Origin of the sequence: Enterovibrio norvegicus FF-33, from assembly GCF_000286835.2 — a bacterium.
In the GTDB taxonomy this organism is placed as follows: domain Bacteria; phylum Pseudomonadota; class Gammaproteobacteria; order Enterobacterales; family Vibrionaceae; genus Enterovibrio; species Enterovibrio norvegicus_A.
On sequence record NZ_AJYD02000013.1, the window covers coordinates 338,064 to 358,697 of the forward strand.

At 48.9% G+C, this 20,634-nt stretch carries 18 protein-coding genes and 1 tRNA gene; 2 read left to right on the forward strand and 17 right to left on the reverse strand.

All coding sequences use genetic code 11. From position 1 onward, the window contains the following. Nucleotides 1–88: 88 nt before the first annotated feature. From A1OO_RS03850 to leuS, 9 genes are all read right to left on the reverse strand, one after another. Complete coding sequence (locus A1OO_RS03850; RefSeq protein WP_016959678.1) at nucleotides 89–1,261, reverse strand: serine hydrolase; 1,173 nt, start codon at nucleotides 1,259–1,261, stop codon at nucleotides 89–91. A gap of 111 nt (nucleotides 1,262–1,372) precedes the next feature. Next, nucleotides 1,373–2,176, reverse strand: a complete 804-nt coding sequence (locus A1OO_RS03855; protein WP_016959677.1) for a septal ring lytic transglycosylase RlpA family protein — start codon at nucleotides 2,174–2,176, stop codon at nucleotides 1,373–1,375. Continuing rightward, nucleotides 2,176–3,297, reverse strand: a complete 1,122-nt coding sequence (gene rodA / locus A1OO_RS03860; protein WP_016959676.1) for a rod shape-determining protein RodA — start codon at nucleotides 3,295–3,297, stop codon at nucleotides 2,176–2,178. Before rodA ends, A1OO_RS03855 begins: the two co-directional genes overlap by 1 nt. Next, nucleotides 3,294–5,177, reverse strand: coding sequence for a penicillin-binding protein 2 (mrdA, locus tag A1OO_RS03865; RefSeq protein WP_016959675.1), 1,884 nt, complete (start codon nucleotides 5,175–5,177; stop codon nucleotides 3,294–3,296). Before mrdA ends, rodA begins: the two co-directional genes overlap by 4 nt. 3 nt (nucleotides 5,178–5,180) lie before the next feature. Beyond that, nucleotides 5,181–5,651 carry a 23S rRNA (pseudouridine(1915)-N(3))-methyltransferase RlmH gene (rlmH, locus tag A1OO_RS03870; RefSeq protein WP_016959674.1) on the reverse strand — a complete coding sequence of 157 codons (471 nt, stop codon included), beginning with the start codon at nucleotides 5,649–5,651 and terminating at the stop codon, nucleotides 5,181–5,183. Between the two features lie 4 nt (nucleotides 5,652–5,655). After that, entirely contained in the window at nucleotides 5,656–5,973 is a 318-nt protein-coding gene (gene rsfS, locus A1OO_RS03875) for a ribosome silencing factor (protein WP_016959673.1), read from the reverse strand. Nucleotides 5,974–6,072: 99 nt separating this feature from the next. Continuing rightward, complete coding sequence (holA, locus tag A1OO_RS03880; protein WP_016959672.1) at nucleotides 6,073–7,101, reverse strand: DNA polymerase III subunit delta; 1,029 nt, start codon at nucleotides 7,099–7,101, stop codon at nucleotides 6,073–6,075. After that, nucleotides 7,098–7,769 carry an LPS assembly lipoprotein LptE gene (gene lptE, locus A1OO_RS03885; RefSeq protein WP_016959671.1) on the reverse strand — a complete coding sequence of 224 codons (672 nt, stop codon included), beginning with the start codon at nucleotides 7,767–7,769 and terminating at the stop codon, nucleotides 7,098–7,100. Before lptE ends, holA begins: the two co-directional genes overlap by 4 nt. Nucleotides 7,770–7,808: 39 nt before the next feature. Further along, nucleotides 7,809–10,382 (reverse strand): leucine--tRNA ligase, encoded by a 2,574-nt coding sequence (leuS, locus tag A1OO_RS03890; protein ID WP_017004697.1) that lies wholly within the window; start codon nucleotides 10,380–10,382, stop codon nucleotides 7,809–7,811. Nucleotides 10,383–10,490: 108 nt separating this feature from the next. On the opposite strand from leuS, the gene A1OO_RS03895 reads away from it, so the two are divergent. Next, nucleotides 10,491–10,976, forward strand: a complete 486-nt coding sequence (locus A1OO_RS03895; protein WP_017004698.1) for a zinc ribbon-containing protein — start codon at nucleotides 10,491–10,493, stop codon at nucleotides 10,974–10,976. Between the two features lie 101 nt (nucleotides 10,977–11,077). Here A1OO_RS03895 and A1OO_RS03900 read toward each other — a convergent pair whose 3' ends face one another. The 6 genes from A1OO_RS03900 to miaB form a co-directional block, all read right to left on the reverse strand. Beyond that, nucleotides 11,078–11,662, reverse strand: a complete 585-nt coding sequence (locus tag A1OO_RS03900; RefSeq protein ID WP_016959668.1) for a YSC84-related protein — start codon at nucleotides 11,660–11,662, stop codon at nucleotides 11,078–11,080. Nucleotides 11,663–11,754: 92 nt separating this feature from the next. Further along, nucleotides 11,755–13,302, reverse strand: coding sequence for an apolipoprotein N-acyltransferase (gene lnt / locus A1OO_RS03905; RefSeq protein ID WP_017004699.1), 1,548 nt, complete (start codon nucleotides 13,300–13,302; stop codon nucleotides 11,755–11,757). Between the two features lie 7 nt (nucleotides 13,303–13,309). Then, the gene (gene corC, locus A1OO_RS03910) at nucleotides 13,310–14,176 is read right to left on the reverse strand and encodes a CNNM family magnesium/cobalt transport protein CorC (RefSeq protein WP_016959666.1); all 867 of its coding nucleotides are present in this window, start codon (nucleotides 14,174–14,176) and stop codon (nucleotides 13,310–13,312) included. A 24-nt stretch (nucleotides 14,177–14,200) separates the two neighbouring features. Further along, nucleotides 14,201–14,665, reverse strand: coding sequence for an rRNA maturation RNase YbeY (ybeY, locus tag A1OO_RS03915; RefSeq protein WP_016959665.1), 465 nt, complete (start codon nucleotides 14,663–14,665; stop codon nucleotides 14,201–14,203). A gap of 1 nt (nucleotide 14,666) precedes the next feature. Further along, nucleotides 14,667–15,740, reverse strand: coding sequence for a PhoH family protein (locus tag A1OO_RS03920; protein WP_016959664.1), 1,074 nt, complete (start codon nucleotides 15,738–15,740; stop codon nucleotides 14,667–14,669). A 115-nt stretch (nucleotides 15,741–15,855) separates the two neighbouring features. Next, nucleotides 15,856–17,280 carry a tRNA (N6-isopentenyl adenosine(37)-C2)-methylthiotransferase MiaB gene (gene miaB / locus A1OO_RS03925; RefSeq protein WP_016959663.1) on the reverse strand — a complete coding sequence of 475 codons (1,425 nt, stop codon included), beginning with the start codon at nucleotides 17,278–17,280 and terminating at the stop codon, nucleotides 15,856–15,858. Nucleotides 17,281–17,571: 291 nt separating this feature from the next. On the opposite strand from miaB, the gene A1OO_RS03930 reads away from it, so the two are divergent. Beyond that, the gene (locus A1OO_RS03930; protein WP_017004700.1) at nucleotides 17,572–18,732 is read left to right on the forward strand and encodes a 2-octaprenyl-3-methyl-6-methoxy-1,4-benzoquinol hydroxylase; all 1,161 of its coding nucleotides are present in this window, start codon (nucleotides 17,572–17,574) and stop codon (nucleotides 18,730–18,732) included. Nucleotides 18,733–18,775: 43 nt separating this feature from the next. Here A1OO_RS03930 and A1OO_RS03935 read toward each other — a convergent pair whose 3' ends face one another. After that, complete coding sequence (locus A1OO_RS03935) at nucleotides 18,776–20,257, reverse strand: protein adenylyltransferase SelO (RefSeq protein WP_017004701.1); 1,482 nt, start codon at nucleotides 20,255–20,257, stop codon at nucleotides 18,776–18,778. A 222-nt stretch (nucleotides 20,258–20,479) separates the two neighbouring features. Then, nucleotides 20,480–20,554, reverse strand: a tRNA-Gln gene (locus A1OO_RS03940). Nucleotides 20,555–20,634: the final 80 nt, after the last annotated feature.

The following is a 20,634-nucleotide window of genomic DNA, read 5'->3' on the forward strand; positions in this document are numbered from 1 at the left end:
AGATCATGCGCTTGAGGAGGAATATGGGGGCGGGCGAGGCAAATAAAAAGGCAGCCAATAGGCTGCCTTCTAAATTCTTTCTGGGGGCTTAGAACAAGCTCTTGAAGAACATGATGATGTAATCAACCAAGCGACTGAATAAACCACCTTCTTGCACGTTATTAAGCGCAACTAGTGGGTATTCCGCCACATCTTCGCCATCAACTTGATAGTAAAGCTTACCGACCACATCGCCTTTCGCGATAGGGGCTTCAAGTGTTTTTTCTAGCACAAAGCTGGCTTCTAAATCTTTCGCTTTACCGCGAGGCAGTGTGACATAGGTATCTTCGCTCACGCCCAATGCAACTTGGTCGGTATCACCCATCCATACTTTTTCGGTTACGAAAGTTTCATCGGCTTTATGCGGTGCAACGGTTTCGAAAAAGCGGAACCCGTAATTCAGCAGCTTCTTGCTTTCTGCTTTACGTGCGTTAGCGCTGTTTGTACCCATGACAACAGCGATCAAACGCATCTTGCCTTCGGTTGCAGAGCTGACGAGGTTGTAACCGGCTTTGTCTGTGTGGCCGGTCTTAATACCATCAACATTCATGCTCTTATCCCAAAGTAGACCGTTACGGTTGTATTGGGTGATGCCGTTGTAGGTGAACGATTTCTCTTCGTAGATGCGGTATTCTTCTGGCACATCACGGATAAGGGCTTGGCTTAGAAGTGCCAGATCATAAGGTGTTGAGTATAATTCATCATGATCGAGGCCGTGTGAGTTGGCGTAGTTGGTATCTTTCATACCGAGGGTTTTCGCCCAGCCATTCATGAGATCGACAAATGAATCTTCAGAGCCCGCTACGTGTTCAGCCATCGCCACACATGCATCGTTCCCTGATTGAATAATAATACCGCGGTTCAAGTCAGCAACTGAAACAGTGGTACCTACTTCGATAAACATCTTCGAACTACCTGGGAAGTTTTTCGCCCAAGCATTTTTACTGATAACAACTTCGTCTTCGAGGCTGATATTGCCGCGTTCAACTTCCTGACCGATAACATAGCTTGTCATCATTTTGGTTAGGCTGGCTGGGTTTAGACGTTCGTAGGCATTATTCTCGGCCAAGACTTTGCCCGAGTTGTAGTCCATCAATACATAGCCTTTTGCTGCGATTTGAGGCGCATCAGGTACGACAGATGGTGCTGCAATCGTTACAGCGGAAGTGGATACGGCAGTCAACAAGACTAAAGAGCGCAACAAAGAAGGTGATTTTTTCATAGATATAAGTACTTACTTGAATATTTCTCTAGTCAAAAGCAGTCGACACTATATCAGATAGCCCTGATAAGTGTCAGATGGGGTTACAACAACTTACTAATTAATGACACTCTATTTCAGAGTCGGTTCATTACTCATTGGCTCAACAACGATGAAGGCCTCATTTATTTGATGTTCTTGTGCAAGCATTGCAGCATGTTGCGTTTGGTCATAGTCATGAAATGGGCCGAGACGAACACGATACACTTTTCCCGACTGATGAATGTCAGTGGGAAGTTCGAACTGCTGGCTAAAACTCGCCGCCGCTTTTTCTGCTTTGGTTTTATCGGAGATCGCGGCTAATTGCACAAAGTAGCGATTGAGTCGCGCACCTTGCCATTCATCGTTCTCCACGGGTTTGTCGACTTTAAGTAAAGTGACTTTGACGGGAGCCGTACCCGAAGCCAAAACCCCCAGTTTCGATGCTGCTGCGTAACTTAAATCAATGACACGTCCTTCATGGAACGGCCCACGGTCGTTAACACGTACAATGGCTTTTTTGCCATTGGCGGTGTTTTCCACTTCGACATAACTCGGCAGTGGTAATGTTTTGTGGGCTGCTGACATCGAATACATATCATAAATCTCGCCATTCGAGGTTTTATGGCCATGAAATTTCTTGCCATACCAAGAAGCGATACCGGTTTCAGTGGTAAACGTTTCGGGATCTTTGATCACTTCGTAGTCTTGACCAAGAACCGTGTAGTTCTTGTTTCCCGCTCGACTGTAGGGTTCGTAACGAGGATGCGCATCCTCAACATGTTCCAAAGTGGGTGTTGCTTCAGGCGCCTGGTCTTGCGCAATACTGTAGCGTTCGTCGTTCTTAGTGGCACAACCTGACAATACAATCGCAATCAATACGAGAAGTTTTTTCATTACAAAGCCTTTGAAAGCATTTTTCTGTGAGTGTGGATAGACATCAAAATCCCGAAGCCTGCCATTAGCGTCACCATGGATGTACCGCCGTAACTGACCAATGGAAGTGGGACGCCAACGACGGGTAAAATACCACTGACCATGCCAATATTAACAAATACATACACAAAGAAACTTAGCACAATACTGCCGGCCATCATGCGACCAAAGGCAGTTTGTGCTCGGCTTGCCAGCATTAAACCTCGCGCGATAATGAACAAATACAACATGAGCAAGCAAGCGACGCCGACCATTCCCCATTCTTCAGCAATCACGGCAAAGATAAAGTCGGTATGGCGTTCTGGCAAGAACTCCAGTTGTGATTGTGTGCCTTGCAGCCACCCCTTGCCTGAAATACCCCCGGATCCAATCGCTATTTTGGATTGAATAATATGGTAACCGGCGCCAAGCGGGTCTGATTCTGGATCGAAAAGTGTCCGCACACGGACGCGCTGGTATTCGCGCATGAGGAAAAACCAAAGCACTGGAATAAATGCCGCGACCAAAGCCCCTGCGCCAAGAATGATGCGCCATCGGATACCAGAGAGAAACAAAACGAAGATCCCTGATGCCGCAATGAGTATCGACGTTCCCAGATCCGGTTGCTTGGCGATGAGGATGGTAGGCACAAAGACCATCACCAAGCCAATAATCAGGTTTCTAAAGCGAGGCGGAAGAGGTTCCTTACCAATGAAACGTGCCACCATAAGAGGCACGGCAAGTTTGATTAACTCAGAGGGCTGAAAGGTGAGGATACCGAGATCCAGCCACCGCTGTGCCCCTTTGGCTGTTTCGCCAAAAAATAGCACGGCAATCAGCATGATTATGCCAGTGACATAGAGATACGGCGCCCAGAACTCGTAATGTCGCGGCGATATTTGCGCTAGCACGAACATCACTCCGAGAGCCAGCAGCATGCGGAAAACCTGACGCTCCATCATGGCAACGCTTTGTCCGCTGGCGCTCCATATCACCATTAAACCAAAACCCATCAGTAAAATAATGCCGAGCAACAGGGGAGCATCGAGGTGCAAGCGCTCAAAAATGGTCTTTTTTTGGCCTGTGGACGCGAACATACTCATTGAACCTGCTCCTCGTTATTTTTATCTTTTCCGAGCAACATATGGTCAAAAATACGACGGGCGATTGGAGCACCATTGGTGGACCCACCCCCAGCATTTTCTAACACCATAGAAACCACAACTTGAGGATCATCGAAAGGTGCAAAGCCAGTATACAAGGCGTGGTCACGCAGATGCTCCGCAATTTCATCTGCTTTATATTCTTCGTCTTCTGCCAATCCGAATACCTGTGCGGTGCCCGATTTGCCACCCGTGACATAAGGGGCATTGGCAAATGCACGTCGTGCAGTTCCTTTTTTGCCATGGTTAACCAAACGCATACCTTCAAGTGCTGCATTCCAGTACTTGTCGTTAACATCAGCAATGGGCGGGTACGGCGCGATCGGTGCGATTTCCACTTCACCTTCTGATTCTGTGCGCATTAAAAGGTGCGGTGGATGGACGATGCCTTTGTTGACCAATACGGTGGTCGCCTTAGCGATTTGCATCGGCGTTGATGTCCAGTAACCCTGACCAATCCCGACCGGTATTGTGTCACCTTTGTACCAAGGCTGTCGGTAACGTGCCATTTTCCATTCTCTGGTTGGCATGTTGGCTTTGCTTTCTTCGTGGATATCGATGCCTGTGTAATCACCAAAACCAAACTTGCTCATCCATTCAGACAGCTTGTCTATCCCTAAATCGTAGGCGATTTGGTAGAAGAACGTATCCACTGACTCTTCAATCGATTGAACGATATTCACTCTACCATGACCCCATGCTAGCCAATCTCGAAATGGTCGAGAGGTTGAATTAGGTAAATGCCAATAACCGGGATCATTACGTGTGGTATTAAGAGTGAGCGTTTTCTCTTGAAGCGCAGCGACAGCAATAAACGGTTTTATTGTTGAGGCTGGTGGATAAATACCGAGTGTCGCACGGTTGACCAAAGGTCGGTTTTTGTCTTCAAGTAATCCGCGATATTCTGGGCTAGATATGCCATGAACAAATAGGTTCGGGTCATAACTTGGCGATGAGACCATAGCTAAAACGGACGAATCTTCAGGGTCAAGTACGACAACAGCACCACGGCGCTCACCCAAAATGGAACGGATGTAGAGCTGAAGATCCACATCAAGGTTGAGTACAAGATCTTTACCTGGCTCAGGGGGGACGTATTTCAATGTGCGAATGATACGTCCTCGGCTGTTCACCTCAACTTCTTGATAGCCCGCGGTTCCATGAAGATCTCTTTCGTAAAAGCGTTCAATGCCGAGCTTGCCAATATCGCGAGTCGCTCTGTAGTTGGTGCTCATTTCGTCGCGCTCAAGACGCGCAACGTCTTTGTCATTGATTTTGGCCACGTAACCCAATACGTGTGTCAGTGCATCGCCGTAAGGGTAATAGCGCTTGAGGTAGCCTTTAATCTCAACACCTGGGAATTTGTGTTGGTTGGCTGAAAATATCGCGACTTCCTCTTCGGAAAGCTGATTTTTGACGGCAACCGCATTAAAGCGACGAGAGCGTTTTTTGTCTCGTTCAAACGCGGCGATTTCACGATCAGAAATCTCGATCAATGCCTGTAAACGCGCAATGGTTCCAGGAATATCTTTGACCTGCTCAGACGTGATTTCGAGTGCGTAAACGGGGCGGTTTTCGGCTAATAGTTTACCGTTTCTATCAAAAATGAGGCCGCGATTAGGCGCAACCGGCACCACTTTGATGCGATTGTCGTTTGAGCGGGTGATGTAATCATCATGGTCATCAACCTGAATGGTGTACAGATTGAGTAAAAGCAGGCCGACTAAAATAACAATGCCGCCGAAAGCCACAATGGCTCGGCGGATAAACAAAGAAGATTCGGCCTGATGATCGCGTATTGGGCTACGCCTGTATCTCATGAACTATTCCCGATGATAAGGGTGATTCGCGGTAATGCTCCAGGCGCGATAAAGACTTTCAGCCATCACTACACGGACCAATGGGTGAGGAAGTGTCAATGGTGACAGAGACCAACTCTGCTCTGCGGCCGCTTTGCATGCAGGTGACAGTCCCTCTGGGCCACCAATCAAGATGGAAACATCTCGAGCATCCAGTTTCCAACTTTCCAATTGCTCAGCCAGCTGCTCTGTGTCCCAGCGCTTACCCGGAATATCCAGTGTCACAATGCGGTTTCCTTTTGGAACCGCCGCCAGCATCGCTTCGCCTTCTTTTTGCAAGATGCGCGCAATGTCAGCATTTTTCCCGCGTTTACCTGCCGTAATTTCGATCAGCTCAAGGGGCATATCTTTTGGGAAGCGGCGACTATATTCTTTGTAGCCTTCTTCGACCCATTTCGGCATTTTGGTGCCAACCGCGATCAGTTGTAATTTCATCGGATCAGTTCCACAGCTTTTCAAGCTCGTACAACTGACGTTGGTCGTCTTGCATGACATGTAACATGACGTCACCAAGGTCTAGCACAACCCATTCGCCTTCGTTTTGTCCTTCCATACCCAATGAGCGAACGTTGGCAGCCAGTGCTTCATCAGCAACATGCTCGGCAATGGAGGAAACGTGACGTTTAGAGTTGCCGGTGCACAGCACCATAAAATCAGTGATGCTGCTTTTGTTTCTGACATCAAGAGTCACGATGTCTGCCGCTTTCATATCATCAGCTTTGTCGGCAACGAAATGTTGAAGTTGGTCCGGAAGCAATGTTTTCCCCTTAATGGTGGCTATTGGTCAGTGAGATCTCATCGAGAAAATTATAACACTGGCTGTTGCGATTAAAATACGGTGGTGTCGCGTTGATACTCAGCGAATGGGCTCAAGGTGCACAGGGTGGCCACACATATCAAGACAAAACGCGGACAGCGCAGGCCAAGGCTGGCTATCAAAGTCAGTTTTTACCATCATTTCGATGCTGGCAAGGCTGTTGACCAAGTGCATTAATCTTGACAGTGGCAGTCGGTGCAAGGCTGAGGTTAGCGGTGCTCGGCGAGCTTGCCATACGCGATAATGGTCAAATATCTTATTTATCCCCATGCCCGACGCGCCATATTCCTGCATCTTGCAAAGTTGTATTAACTCTTTTTGGATCACGCGAAGCAATATGGTGATCTCGACACCTTCCGCTTCCAATTGGCGCGTAATTCTCACGGCACGTTTGGCTTTGCCATCAATCAACGCATCGGTGAGCTGAAAGGGCGTGTAGTGATTGTTTCGTGACAGGGCGTCTTGCAAACGTGGCAAAGTGAGTGCGCCATCGGGATACAACAATTGCAGCTTCATCAGGCTTTGCGACAGAGCGAGAAGGTTCCCTTCGTGCCATTGTGCGAGCAATTGGACGGATTCATGATCTGGCTTTAAGCCAAGTGCATGACAGCGCGTTTCGACGAAGCGAGGCAATTGGCGTGCATCGGGTGTATTACATGGCACATAAAGGCCATTTTTTTGAAACAGCGTGAACCATTTCGCTGATTCTTGTTTTTTGTTAAGACGCGGGCCTTCCAGAATCAACACCAGATCTTGGTGTAGCAACGGCTCGAGTTCTTTTAATGCATTGGCTTGAGCAGTTGTCAGCGCGTTTTCAGGCAACGTCAGGACAATGACCTGGCGGCTGGAAAACAAACTCAGTGCCTGACAAGTATCGTATATGTCTTGCCAGTTGAGCTGGTTGTCGACCGTATAGCGGTGCTTTTCATCAAAACCTTGGCGTGCCGCTTCTGCAATGACATTTTGTTGGGCTTCTTGTTTAAGCAGTGGTTCATTGCCGAACAGAAGGTAAGTCTGACACAAACCTTGAGATAGGCGTTGTGTCAGTTGTTCTGGGTAGATCCTCATTCGACGTTTTCACCGTCAGTGGTGTAGCTGGACAGAGGTTTACCGCGGTTTTCCTCTTCCTTGCCGTTAAAACGCGTTTCAATAGTGAGGTCAGGGTTGGTGCTATCGACGCCCTGATAAAGCTCACGTAAGGCTTTCTCTTCGGCTTCTTTGCGCTCAAAGGCTTCGATATGCGCATTCAAACGCGCGAGTTGTCGCATGATTTGCTTTGTCGCTTCAACTCGCATCTCTTGCGCAAGCATTTCCTCCTCCACTGACTTTGCTAGTGCGGTCAATGGGTTATCAAGGTAGGTGCGGCTAAGAGACGTAGAGAATCCGTAGTTTCCTTTACCAGGCACCGTCACGGAATAGCTCACAGTGTAAGCAAATTGCTTTTCTGCAACGCGGCTATTTTGGTAAAGAGAAAGCGTACTTTCACCATAGCTCTCACCATTCAAACGTAGATTTGAGATAGTTTCAGCCGGTGGTACGAGATCAATATCGTAAAGACGAAGCTGGGATTTCATCTCACGGGTCAGTTTGCCGTATTGGTCAAAACTCGTGATAGAAAGCTTTTGAATTTCATCAGGCAGGTTGTAGCTGCCACGAAGTTGGAATCCGCAAGACGCGGTGGCCAAAGCGGCCACCACGACAAGCAGGGTTCGGAGAGAGCGAAAGATCGATGTCACCGAATTCTCCCTGTTGTTGTTGGCAAAGATGCGAACAAATTAGTTAGCAACAATGTTAACCAGTTTGCCTGGTACGTAGATCACTTTACGAACGGTTTTCCCTTCGGTGAACTTCACTACGTGCTCATCGTTTTGTGCCATGGCTTCAACGTCAGCTTTCGCTGCGTCAGCCGCAACGGTGATTTTTGCGCGAAGCTTGCCGTTCACTTGAACGATGATTAGCTTCTCGTCTTCAATCATGGCATCGCTGTCTGCGATAGGCCATTGCGCGTTGTCGACATCACTTTCACCCAGAGCAATCCACAATTCATTGCTGATGTGCGGCGTGATTGGGTAAAGCATAGAAACCACGGCTTTAAGTGCTTCATCAAGGATCGCGCGATCCGTGTCGGTTTCCTGCGGCGCTTTCGTTAGGCGGTTCATCAATTCCATCACGGCAGCAATCGCTGTGTTGAAGGTTTGACGGCGGCCAATATCATCGCTTACTTTCGCGATGGTTTTGTGTACTTCACGGCGCAGCGTTTTCTGATCGGCGGTTAACGCAGAGGCATCCAATGCAGAAACCGACCCTTTTGCGGTGTGCTCGAAGACCAGTTTCCAGATACGTTTCAGGAAGCGGTTTGCGCCTTCAACGCCAGACTCTTGCCATTCCAGCGTCATATCCGCTGGCGACGCAAACATCATGAACAAACGCACGGTATCAGCACCGTATTTGTCCACCATCTCTTGAGGGTCGATACCGTTGTTTTTCGACTTAGACATTTTGGTCATGCCTGAGTGAACAACCTCGTTGCCTTCGTTATCAACTGCCTTAGTGATGCGGCCTTTGTCATCACGCTCAACGGTCACGTCAGTTGGAGAAACCCATACTTTCGTGCCTTTTTCGTTGTTGTAGTAATAAGCATCCGCCAACACCATGCCTTGGCACAGCAGTTGTTTGTATGGCTCATCACTTTCCACCATGCCAGCATCACGCAGCAGTTTGTGGAAGAAGCGAGAATACAGAAGGTGCATACAAGCGTGTTCAATACCCCCCACATATTGGTCAACTGGCAGCCAGTAGTTGGCCGCATCTGAATCCAACATTTGGTCAGCTTTTGGTGAACAGTAACGCGCGTAATACCAAGAAGACTCCATGAAGGTGTCAAACGTATCGGTTTCACGCAGCGCAGGTTGACCGTTATAGGTGGTTTCTGCCCATGCTTTGTCTGCTTTGATAGGGCTAGTCACGCCATCCATCACTACGTCTTCTGGCAGAAGAACGGGTAGCTGATCTGCTGGGACAGGGTGTACTTGACCGTCTTCTGTGGTGACCATTGGAATTGGTGCACCCCAGTAACGTTGACGAGAAACGCCCCAGTCACGTAGACGGAAGTTGACTGTCTTGTGGCCTTTGCCTTCTGACTCAAGTTTTGCCGCAATCGCGTCAAACGCTTGCTCGAAAGCCAAACCGTCGAATTCGCCAGAGTTAAACAGAACACCTTTTTCGGTGTACGCAGCTTCTGAAATATCTAGCTCGCTGCCATCTTCTGGTTTGATAACGCCGATGATTTCGATGCCATATTTGGTGGCAAATTCGTAGTCGCGCTGGTCGTGACCAGGAACCGCCATGACAGCGCCTGTGCCGTAATCCATCAGAACAAAGTTAGCCACATAGATTGGCACTTCACGGCCATTCAAAGGGTGGATAGCGGTCAAGCCCGTATCCATGCCTTTCTTCTCCATGGTCGCAAGCTCTGCTTCTGCAACCTTGGTGTTACGGCACTCTTCGATGAATGCTGCTAGTTCTGGGTTGTTCTCTGCAGCTTTCGCGGCCAGAGGGTGACCTGCGGCGATACCCACGTAGGTGACGCCCATCAGGGTGTCAGGACGTGTGGTGTAAACTTCTAGGTCTGAATGGCCAGCAACGGTGAACGACAATTCAACACCTTCAGAGCGACCAATCCAGTTGCGCTGCATGGTTTTCACCATGTCAGGCCAGCCTTCTAGGGTGTCCAGATCGTCCAGCAGCTCTTGCGCATAAGCGGTGATTTTGATGAACCACTGTGGGATTTCTTTTTGCTCTACAGGCGTATCACAACGCCAGCAACAGCCATCTTCAACTTGTTCGTTAGCCAGTACGGTTTGGTCGTTCGGGCACCAGTTAACTGAAGACGTCTTCTTGTATACTAAGCCTTGAGTGTACAGCTTGGTGAAGAACTCTTGTTCCCAACGATAGTATTCAGGCGTACAGGTCGCGAATTCGCGATCCCAGTCATAGCCAAAGCCCAGCAGTTTTAGCTGGTTCTTCATGTATTCGATGTTTTCGTAAGTCCAAGGTGCTGGTGCAGTCTTGTTCTTCACCGCGGCGTTCTCCGCCGGCAGGCCAAATGCGTCCCAGCCGATAGGCTGCATCACATTTTTGCCTTGCAGGCGCTGATAGCGAGCAATCACATCACCGATGGTGTAGTTACGAACGTGACCCATGTGCAGGCGACCACTTGGGTATGGGAACATTGATAGGCAGTAGAACTTTTCTTTGCTAGGGTCTTCTTGAGCAACAAAAGTTTTGTTCTTGTCCCAATCGGCCTGAACCTTAGGCTCTATGTCCTGTGGACGGTATTGTTCTTGCATCGATGACATCCGGGAAATTTGTGAGATAGGTATGAAATGTACCAAAATAATCGACATAGAATAACTAAAGGTAGATGGCGCAACAACAGTTGAATGCAGAGGTGCCCAATGTCAGAGCAAAAAACGGAATATAAGTTGCTAACTCAACGAATTAGCAACGCGTTAAAGAACAGCCCTGTAGAGCTCCAACGCTGGGTTGACTTGTCTGAGCGATATTTTGGTGCTGCGGCAGACATGACCAAAGATGAACTCGCCTTGATTGAAGCATACTTCAAGCGCGATGTTCAGGCGTTCAGTGAGCGTTACAATCAGCCAGAGACAGGCGCAGATGATGGTCAGTTATTCCGCAGTTTGATTGCCAATTCTATCTGGCAGCAATTGGCCGAAATCACAGACAAGACCCAACTGGAATGGCGTGAGGTGCTGCAAGATATTCAGCATCATGGTGTGTATTCTGCCGGCGAAGTGGTTGGTTTGGGGATTCTGGTTTGCGAGAAGTGCGCGAATCAGACCGAGCATACCCATGTTGGCGTGTTGATCCCGTGCATCAAATGCGGCAACAAACAGTTTAGCCGTAAGCCATTTCCGGCGTAAATGTGGGGAAGACAGGGCCTAGGAAAAAAAGGTCCTAGGAAGAGCGAAAGCTTGATTCAGGTCGTCGCCTAATCAAAAGCTCCCAGGACCCAGCTTGCGTCTTATTTTAGCGGCTCAATGTTAAATTTCTGCCCAGCGAGTGCTGCTTCCACCATTAGCCCGCCTTTGGCTTGGGTGAAAATGGCGGTGCCGTTTATGTAATAAGCCTTGGATTGCACGTTGCCTGCGCTGGCTGATGTGCCCGTGGTGCCCACATGTGCCGCGGCACCTTCAGTGAGCGCCGTAGCGGAAGCTTGTGCGCCTAGTTCAAAGCTGCCCGCCATAAAACTGTCGAAAGTCTCTTTGTCTTCAAAAAACAGTATTTCGCTGAATGCTTGCCCACCAAACGTAAGCCCAATCGACACTTGAATAAGCTCGGCTTGTGCGACGGTATTATTGCCTTGAAAGACTAAGCCTTTTCCATATGCACCGCCTATCCAGAACCCGCCTTTTCCGACCGATGGAAACACGGCGTAGCCATAAGCCTTTTCGAAAAACGGCTTTACTTGATTAAAACGGTGGTAATTGGCAAGGGCTGCACGGGTGTCGGCAAATAATTCCGGATCAGGTTCGGCCGAGGCGGGTGTGATAAAAAGCGAAGAAGAAAGGATCACTGTTAGTGACAAAAGTCGTGCTAAGGCGCGCATTTGAATCTCCCTATGAAGCAAATAAAAACAAGGCTGAGACGAGATGCTCAGCCTTGTTTAAGACACAGGGGGGTAGCGAATGTTCGCTCTTATTATTGCGACTTGCTGTCAGATGATGATGTTTGACCGCGTGTTAACACAATCAGTGCAATCCCTGACATAAGAATCCACACATAAAGCGGCCAGTCACCAAAACGGGTATAGGGCGTTTGTCCTTGTGTTGTCGGCACATCGGCGCGCAATACGATGGTTTCAAACTGCGGGATTTGTGCGATCACGTCACCTTGATAGCCAATAGCAGCAGTGAGCCCGGTATTGGTTGAACGCAGGACAGGCTTGCCATTTTCCAGCGCGCGCATTCGTGCTATTTCAAGATGCTGATGTGGGCCGATAGACGTACCAAACCAGGTATCGTTAGACAGGGTTAAAATGAAATCAGATTCGGGTGTTAGGCTTTGGCGGACTTGATCGCTAAATGCAATTTCATAGCAAATCGCAGGGGCGAGTTGATAGCCTTTTGCACTAATGTTCGGCTGCGTATAGTCACCGCGACTAAATGATGACATCGGTAGGTTAAACAGTGGCGCTAACGGACGCAAAATGTCAGCAAACGGCACAAACTCACCGAATACCAGCAGATGGTGCTTACTGTAGCTTTGCTGCGCCGGATAATCGTATCCTTCCATGCCATTATCACCGAGGGTAATCACGTTGTTATAGAATTGCCCTTCTTGGTTTTGATCAAGGACGCCCGTAATAATAGCAGTGTCGTTGTTGATCGCCGCCGAATCGAGACGGGCAAGGAAGTCGGGTATATCGCGCTCCAATGCGGGTATGGCAGCTTCAGGCCAGATAACAATATCAGCGTCCCAGTTTTGACGTGTCATGTCCTGATAGCTCAGTAACGTCGGCCAGCGCTGGCTCGGTAGCCATTTCAGCTCTTGAGGAACGTTACCTTGCACCATGGCGACATCAACGCTTTCGCCTGTTTCCTGTACCCACGGAATTTGACTGGATACCGCGGCAACAATCGCCACCACAAGTGCCGGCAATAGCGCCGAGACTTTACGAACGATGAGCGTGTGCGCAATCGATGCTGAAATAATCAGTAGCGCAAGCGTAATGCCCTGTACGCCCAGCAAAGGGGCAAAGGCAGAAAGAGGGCCATCAATTTGACTGTAACCAGGCCACAGCCAAGGGAAGCCCGTTAAGAACCAGCCGCGGAACCAATCAATCAAAAGCCAAAGCGAGGGGGCGAATAACAAATACGATAACGCGAGTGGCAGTCGAGTGCGTCTTAGGATGAATGCAAACAGCGCAGGGTAGAGCGCTAAGAACATCACCAACAAGCCGATGAGACAAAGCCCTATCGCCGTTGGTAAGCCACCGAATTTCTCGATAACCACATACACCCAACCAACGCCGGTACCAAATTGGCCCAGACCCCAGCTAAAACCGATTAACGCGGCGCGCTTAGGTGATTGCTGGTGGATAAGTAGGAGAAGTGCGATCAAAGAGACCAGCATGGCTGGCCAGAAGGCGTAAGGCGCGAACGCCAGAGTAGCAAGTGCACCAGAAAAAGCGGCCCCGAAGATCCGCATGAATTCTTGGGGCCGCTTTGAAGTTTCAATATTTAGCATTTGACGATTAAGCCGTTTCCTCTGCAGTCGTATCGGGGATAGTAACCTGCAATTGGATAACGCGTCGACTGTCAGCTGCGGTGACTTTGAAATGGAAGTTTTCGATGTCCACTTCTTCGCCGCGGGTTGGAAGGTGACCAAAGCTGGTCATGACCAATCCACCAATGGTGTCGATATCGTCATCATTGAACTGAGAACCAAATTTCTCGTTAAAATCTTCCAGCGTGGTCAGCGCTTTCACCGCAAAGGTGTGCTTGCTGAGCTGGCGGATTTCTTGCTCTTCTTCGTCGTCGTATTCGTCTTCAATATCGCCAACGATTTCTTCAAGAATATCTTCGATAGTCACCACGCCGGATACGCCGCCGAATTCATCGACAACAATCGCCATGTGATAGCGTTCTTCCTGAAACTCTTTCAGCAAGCGGTCAACACGTTTGCTTTCCGGCACGACAACAGCGCGGCGGATTACTTTATCAATGTCGAACGGTTCGCTGTCGGCCATCAGGTAGCGTAGCAAGTCTTTTGCTAGCAGAATGCCTTCAACATGGTCTTTGTCATCGCTGATCACCGGATAGCGCGAATGCTGGGCGTCGTTGATAACCGTGATAATCTCTTCGAGAGGTTGTGAGCGTTCGATGGTTACCATCTGCGAACGCGGAATCATGATGTCTCGAATGCGCATTTCAGAAATCTGCATGACGCCTTCGAGCATATCCCGTGTATCGTGATCGATCAGATCGTTCTGTTCTGAATCACGGAATACATCTACCAGTTCCTGACGATCTTTAGGTTCACCCTGAAAAATCTGTCCTAAACGTTCGAAGAAGGTCTTTCTACTCGGACCTTCAGAGCTTTGTGAGTTGTCTTCGTTCATTGTCTCAATATTTACAACGTTAATTTAGATAAAGTCGGCCGCGTAAGGGTTGTCGAACCCAAGCGCATTCATGATAGAAATCTCGAGAGATTCCATTTCTTCTGCTTCTTCATCATCAATATGATCATAACCTAGCAGATGGAGACTGCCGTGTACAACCATGTGTGCCCAATGGGCAAAGAGGTCTTTATTCTGTTCTTGTGCTTCTTTTTCGACTACCTGACGACAGATAATTAAGTCGCCTAGTAGGTCTAACTCTACACCAGGAGGCGCTTCAAACGGAAATGACAATACGTTTGTTGGCTTGTCTTTACCGCGATAATCACGGTTAAGAGTTTGGCTTTCAAACTCATCCACTATGCGAATGGTCACTTCTGCTTGTTCGCAAAAAGATTTTACTGCTTGTTCAAACCAGTGTTGAAACTGCTCTTCACTTGGCAGGTTTTCGGTGTTTTGTGTCGCGATTTGAAGATCGACAAAATACTGCATGTTACTGTTGGTTCTCTTCTGATTGCGGCGTCGAGAATGTGGCTTCGCGTTCTTGACGGCGACGTTCTTCTGCGTGTTTTCGAGCTTTGGCGTCTTCTGCTTCCCATGCTTCATAAGCAAGGACAATGCGTGCAACCACAGGATGGCGCACAACATCGTCTGCTTGGAAGAAGTTGAAGCTGATTTCATTGACATCCGCTAACACTTCAATGGCATGACGCAGGCCAGATTTTGCATTGCGCGGTAAATCTATTTGCGTGACATCACCGGTTATCACCGCGCGGCTGTTAAAGCCAATACGGGTCAGGAACATTTTCATTTGCTCAACGGTGGTGTTTTGGCTTTCATCAAGAATAATGAAGGCATCATTCAGTGTGCGACCACGCATGTAAGCAAGCGGCGCGACTTCAATCACGTTACGTTCGATCAGCTTTTCGACACGCTCGAAACCCAGCATTTCAAAAAGGGCATCGTAAAGTGGGCGTAAATAAGGGTCGACTTTTTGGCTAAGATCGCCGGGTAAGAAACCCAGTTTCTCACCCGCTTCTACTGCGGGACGCGTCAGCAGAATACGGCGAATTTCTTGGCGCTCAAGTGCATCAACAGCAGCAGCAACAGCGAGGTAAGTTTTACCTGTACCTGCAGGCCCGACACCAAACGTAATATCATGCGTCACCATATTGGTGATGTACTGCGCCTGATTGGGTGTACGTGGCTTGATCACGCCTTTCTTGGTTTTGATGTTGATCTCTTTCCCGTAGGGGATAGAAGATTCTACCTGCTGCTCAAGTACACCGCTTTCTTTGATGGCGAGGTGAACATGCTCTGGTTCCAAATCGGGAAAGCGATTCTTAACAGGGGTAGTTTCTACATAAAGCGTTTTGAGAATTTCGATTGCCGCAGTGGCAGTGTGTGGCTTACCCACAACGGAGAAGTGATGGCTGCGGTGGTTGATTTCCACTCCTAAACGGCGTTCGAGTTGCTTGATATTGTCATCGAAAGGGCCGCATAGGCTGGCTAGGCGTGAGTTATCAGCTGGTTCCAGTGATACCTCTAAGGTAATTATCTTGTTCAATACTGTCCTCGCAAACCTGTCCTCACAAACATCACCGGTGCCTGAATAGCACACCGGTAACCATTGATTCTCCCCGCCGAAACGGGGCTTGGCACGGCGATGTGATTCCGTACTATTACGGAGTATACACGCCTACGCCTAGATCATCTTCTTTGCGTGTTTTTGCAATCATCTCGGCTGGAGATATTGCGATACGCAGGTTCATTTCCTTCTCAGTACGAACCAATTCGCCGCGCAATGAGTTTGCATGCACGTCGGTGATTTTCACGTCAACGAATTGACCAATCAAATCCATCGATCCCGCGAAGTTAACCACACGGTTATTCTCTGTACGGCCGCGCAGTTCCATCAGGTTTTTGCGAGATGGCCCTTCAACAAGAATACGTTGTTCTGTCTCTAGCATCTGACGCGCAAAGATCATGGTCTGCGCAGTGATTTGCTGTTGAAGTTCAGACAAACGGTCTTTCTTCACTTGCTCTGGGGTGTCATCCGGCATGTCTGCCGCCGGTGTCCCCGGGCGTGGTGAGTAGACAAAACTAAAGCTCATATCGAAATTAATGTCACGGATCAATTTCATCGTGGCTTGGAAGTCAGCCTCTGTTTCGCCAGGGAAGCCAATAATAAAATCAGAGCTCATGGCGATATCAGGACGAACTTCGCGCAGCTTGCGGATTTTTGACTTGTATTCAATCGCCGTGTGCGGGCGTTTCATCATCGTCAAAATACGATCTGAACCACTTTGAACAGGCAAGTGTAGGTGGCTAACAAGCTCTGGCGTGTCGCGATACACTTCGATGATGTCGTCAGTGAATTCTATCGGGTGGCTGGTGGTGTAACGAATGCGGTCGATACCATCTAGCGCAGCCACGTAGCGCAGCAGTTCTGCGAACGTGCAAATATCACCATCGTGCATTTCGCCGCGGTATGCGTTGACGTTTTGACCCAACAGGTTAACTTCACGCACGCCTTGCTCTGCCAGTTGTGCGATCTCGTACAGTACGTCATCCATTGGACGGCTGACTTCTTCACCGCGTGTGTATGGCACAACGCAGAACGTACAGTACTTTGAGCAGCCTTCCATAATCGAAACAAAGGCTGTTGCACCTTCAGCTCGTGGCTCTGGCAAGTTATCGAATTTCTCAATCTCTGGGAAAGAAATATCCATGACAGGACCGTGGTCTTCACGAGACTGTTTGATCATCTGTGGTAAACGGTGCAACGTTTGCGGACCGAAAATTACGTCAACATAAGGAGCGCGTTCACGAATGTGGTCGCCTTCTTGGGTTGCCACGCAGCCGCCTACGCCAATCACGAGATCGGGCTTCTGATCTTTCAAGTTTTTCCAGCGTCCTAGCTGGTGGAACACTTTTTCCTGGGCTTTTTCGCGAATAGAGCACGTGTTGAGAAGCAGTACATCGGCTTCTTCAGGTACTTCGGTTAGCTCGTAGCCGCCAGCCGCATTAAGAAGATCTGCCATTTTAGATGAATCGTATTCGTTCATCTGGCAGCCCCAGGTTTTGATCAAAAGTTTTTTAGCCATGTAACTTATTGCTCATAGTAATGTTTTACGTGTTTCGGCTGAAAGGTGATGTGTGGTAACGCTGTGTTATAACTGCAACCTCAGCCGAAAAGCATTGTCCAGTTGTTGCCAAACCGTGAGAATTTCAACGAGGTTTGGACATTGGGGGCGTATTGTACTGCTTTAGCCAAACTGTGACCAGATCACCTTCTCCCCAATTTTTTGCAGGATTTATGTGGTGCAGAGGTCAGAGGGAGTCGCAATTGGTGGCGTGAAGGGTAAAATGCCCTCAGGACTTAAAGAGATTGTGTTATGAAACAATTCGATATTATCGTCGTCGGTGGCGGTATGGTGGGGGCGGCGACAGCGCTTGGTCTTGCCAGACAAGGAAAACGCGTGGCAATGGTGGAGCGTATTGCGCCACAGGCTTTTTCGCCAGAGCAGCCAATGGACTTACGTGTGTCGGCTATTTCGCCAGCATCTGTATCACTGCTTACTTCGCTCAAGGTATGGGATTCGGTGCTCAAAATGCGCCTGTGTCCGTATCGTCGCCTTGAAACCTGGGAGCATCCTGAGTGCCGTATCCGCTTTGATGCGCAAAGTATGGATTTGTCTGAACTAGGGTTTATCGTTGAAAACCGTGTGCTTCAACTGGCGCTTTGGAAGGCCTGTGAAGCGCAAGAAAATCTGGCTTTGCTGTGTCCTGCCAATATTGTTGCCATGCAGCCTGATGGTGATGGACACCGCGTAGAATTGGAAAGCGGCGAGGTGCTTCATGGGCGCTGGTTAGTGGGCGCTGATGGTGCGAATTCCCGCGTTCGAGATTATGCCAACATTGGTGTGACTGCTTGGGATTATCGCCAACACTGTATGTTGATTAATGTGAAAACCGAATTGCCTCAGCAAGATGTCACATGGCAATGGTTTACGCCGGATGGACCGCGCTCATTCCTGCCTCTTACTGGTCATCAAGGTTCGTTGGTGTGGTATGACTCACCCTCACGCATTAAACAACTTGGTGCTATGACACCTGCAGCGCTGAAACAAGAAATCTTGAGCCACTTCCCTAAAGAGCTAGGTGATATTGAGGTGCTTCAACACGGTGCGTTTCCGCTTACCCGACGCCATGCGCAGTCTTATTATCGCAATAATGTGGTGGTGCTCGGTGATGCTGCGCATACCATCAACCCACTGGCGGGTCAGGGTGTTAATCTCGGATTTAAAGACGTGGACGCGTTATTGGATGTGACTGCTGATGCTGGCGTGGAATGGCTCAATGACTCAGTGCTGGCAGCCTACGAGCGTAAACGTAAACCCGATAACCTCATCATGCAGGCGGGCATGGATCTCTTCTATTCTGGATTTAGCAATGAAATTGCGCCGCTGAAATTGCTACGCAATGTTGGATTAAAGCTGGCGGAGAAAAGCGGCCCAATAAAGAAGCAGGTTTTGAAATACGCAATGGGGCTTTGAGCCCCATTTTTGTTTTCGAATATACTTTCAACGTTTGGTTAAGTTAAGTCCCGCAGAAGGTTCTAAGCACGCGCTCGTTAGGTGCCGGCGCGGCTTGTAAATCTTGGTTTTCTTCACTCACGGTATACGGTGTTTTCAACGCCTCATTCAAACGATGGAATAGAGCAAAATCGTCACGCTCTGTCGCATCTTGAATCGCCTGCTCTACCTGATGATTTCTCGCGACAAGCGTGGGATTCGCGGTTCGCATCGCACTCACTGTCTCGGTTGAGTGTTCCCTAATTTCCTGCCAACTGCTCAACCACTGCTCGCCTTTTTCTTGGTTGGAGAACAAAGCCAGAACGTCACTGTTAGGCGAACCCTGTGCTACGCGTGTAAGCGCATCAAAAAATTGAGTAAAGTCCATACCCTCAGCGGCAACCATCGGCAGTGCATGGTTAACAAAGTCTTCCGCATCTGGTGTTGATACCGTCACGCCTAATTTTCGTTTGAGCCCTTGCTCAAAGGCATGCTGGAATGTGTTGATGTAGGTGGTCAGTGGTGCTTGCACCTTCTCTACGGCTTTGTCCGAATCGCTATCTAACAGTGGCAAGAAGGTTTCAGCGAGACGCTGTAAATTCCAATAGCCAATATTGGCCTGTTGGTCCCAAGCATAACGACTCTCACGGTCGATAGAACTAAACACTTTGTTTGTTTTGAATTCATCCATAAATGCGCATGGACCAAAATCGATGGTTTCACCCACCAGCGACATATTGTCTGTGTTCATCACACCATGAATGAAGCCGACTAACATCCACTGTGCAATAAGGTTTGCCTGACGCACACAAATCGCTTCAAACAACGCGAGGTATTTATCGTCACTTTCAGCAATATCGGGAAAGTGATGCTCAATAAGAAAGTCCGCCAGTGCTTTTACGCCGCTCTCACCCAGTTTGGCATAAGCATACTGGAAAGAGCCGACGCGAATATGGCTGGTTGCGGTGCGTACTTGAATGGCACCAGGCACCATTTGGTAGTCGCGCATCACTTGATCGCCCGTCGATATCATGGCCAATGTTCGTGTAGTGGGGATGCCTAACCCAGCCATGGCTTCGCTGATGAGGTACTCTCGGATCACTGCGCCTCGCGTGGCACGACCATCACCACCTCGGGAATAGGGTGTGCGTCCCGAGCCTTTGAGTTGTACATCGATTAATTGGCCGTTAGCGTCTTTAAATTGCCCCAGCATATGAGCCCGTCCATCACCTAACTGCGGAGAGTAGTGACCAAACTGATGACCGGCATAGCCCATAGCAATAGGATGTTGCTCGGCATAGTCATGATTACCGGCAAGAAAGTTAATGCCCTCTGCGCTTTCAAACCATGATGAGGCGAGGCCGTATTGTGAAAGCAGATCGTGATTGAGAGCGAGTAGCGAAGGCTGCTCGACGCGCACCGGCGGGACGTCGCTGTAAACATCATCAGGAAGAGCGTGATAAACCTGATGTTGAATAGGATTGCTGAGGTTGTCATTTTTGTTCATGTTTTACTGCGTCCCTGTCGTACAAACGGTTTGATACGCGATCGAAAGCGATCCGATCAGCACATGTTCACCATAAGCCTACAGGGATTCAATACCAATTCAACCATACAGACGCCAAGGAAAATGTTACGGGTACAGGCAGAAATAAAGAGGGGGAAGGAGTACAAAAAGAAGGAAATCAGAAACAAAAAAAGCTCGCTGAGAGCGAGCTTTTAAATGTTGTGGCTGGGATACCTGGATTCGAACCAGGGAATGGCGGCATCAAAAGCCGCTGCCTTACCGCTTGGCGATATCCCAACAGAGTTCACGCAATGAAGCATGAGTCTTAAAGTATGGTGCGGAAGGAGAGACTTGAACTCTCACACCTTGCGGCGCCA

Coding starts and splice junctions, on each gene's coding strand:
- A1OO_RS03850 (WP_016959678.1), bottom strand. CDS start 1,261: ATGAAAAAATCACCTTCTTTGTTGCGCTCTTTAGTCTTGTTGACTGCC.
- A1OO_RS03855 (WP_016959677.1), bottom strand. CDS start 2,176: ATGAAAAAACTTCTCGTATTGATTGCGATTGTATTGTCAGGTTGTGCC.
- rodA (WP_016959676.1), bottom strand. CDS start 3,297: ATGAGTATGTTCGCGTCCACAGGCCAAAAAAAGACCATTTTTGAGCGC.
- mrdA (WP_016959675.1), bottom strand. CDS start 5,177: ATGAGATACAGGCGTAGCCCAATACGCGATCATCAGGCCGAATCTTCT.
- rlmH (WP_016959674.1), bottom strand. CDS start 5,651: ATGAAATTACAACTGATCGCGGTTGGCACCAAAATGCCGAAATGGGTC.
- holA (WP_016959672.1), bottom strand. CDS start 7,101: ATGAGGATCTACCCAGAACAACTGACACAACGCCTATCTCAAGGTTTG.
- leuS (WP_017004697.1), bottom strand. CDS start 10,382: ATGCAAGAACAATACCGTCCACAGGACATAGAGCCTAAGGTTCAGGCC.
- A1OO_RS03895 (WP_017004698.1), top strand. CDS start 10,491: ATGTCAGAGCAAAAAACGGAATATAAGTTGCTAACTCAACGAATTAGC.
- A1OO_RS03900 (WP_016959668.1), bottom strand. CDS start 11,662: ATGCGCGCCTTAGCACGACTTTTGTCACTAACAGTGATCCTTTCTTCT.
- lnt (WP_017004699.1), bottom strand. CDS start 13,302: ATGCTAAATATTGAAACTTCAAAGCGGCCCCAAGAATTCATGCGGATC.
- corC (WP_016959666.1), bottom strand. CDS start 14,176: ATGAACGAAGACAACTCACAAAGCTCTGAAGGTCCGAGTAGAAAGACC.
- ybeY (WP_016959665.1), bottom strand. CDS start 14,665: ATGCAGTATTTTGTCGATCTTCAAATCGCGACACAAAACACCGAAAAC.
- miaB (WP_016959663.1), bottom strand. CDS start 17,280: ATGGCTAAAAAACTTTTGATCAAAACCTGGGGCTGCCAGATGAACGAA.
- A1OO_RS03930 (WP_017004700.1), top strand. CDS start 17,572: ATGAAACAATTCGATATTATCGTCGTCGGTGGCGGTATGGTGGGGGCG.
- A1OO_RS03935 (WP_017004701.1), bottom strand. CDS start 20,257: ATGAACAAAAATGACAACCTCAGCAATCCTATTCAACATCAGGTTTAT.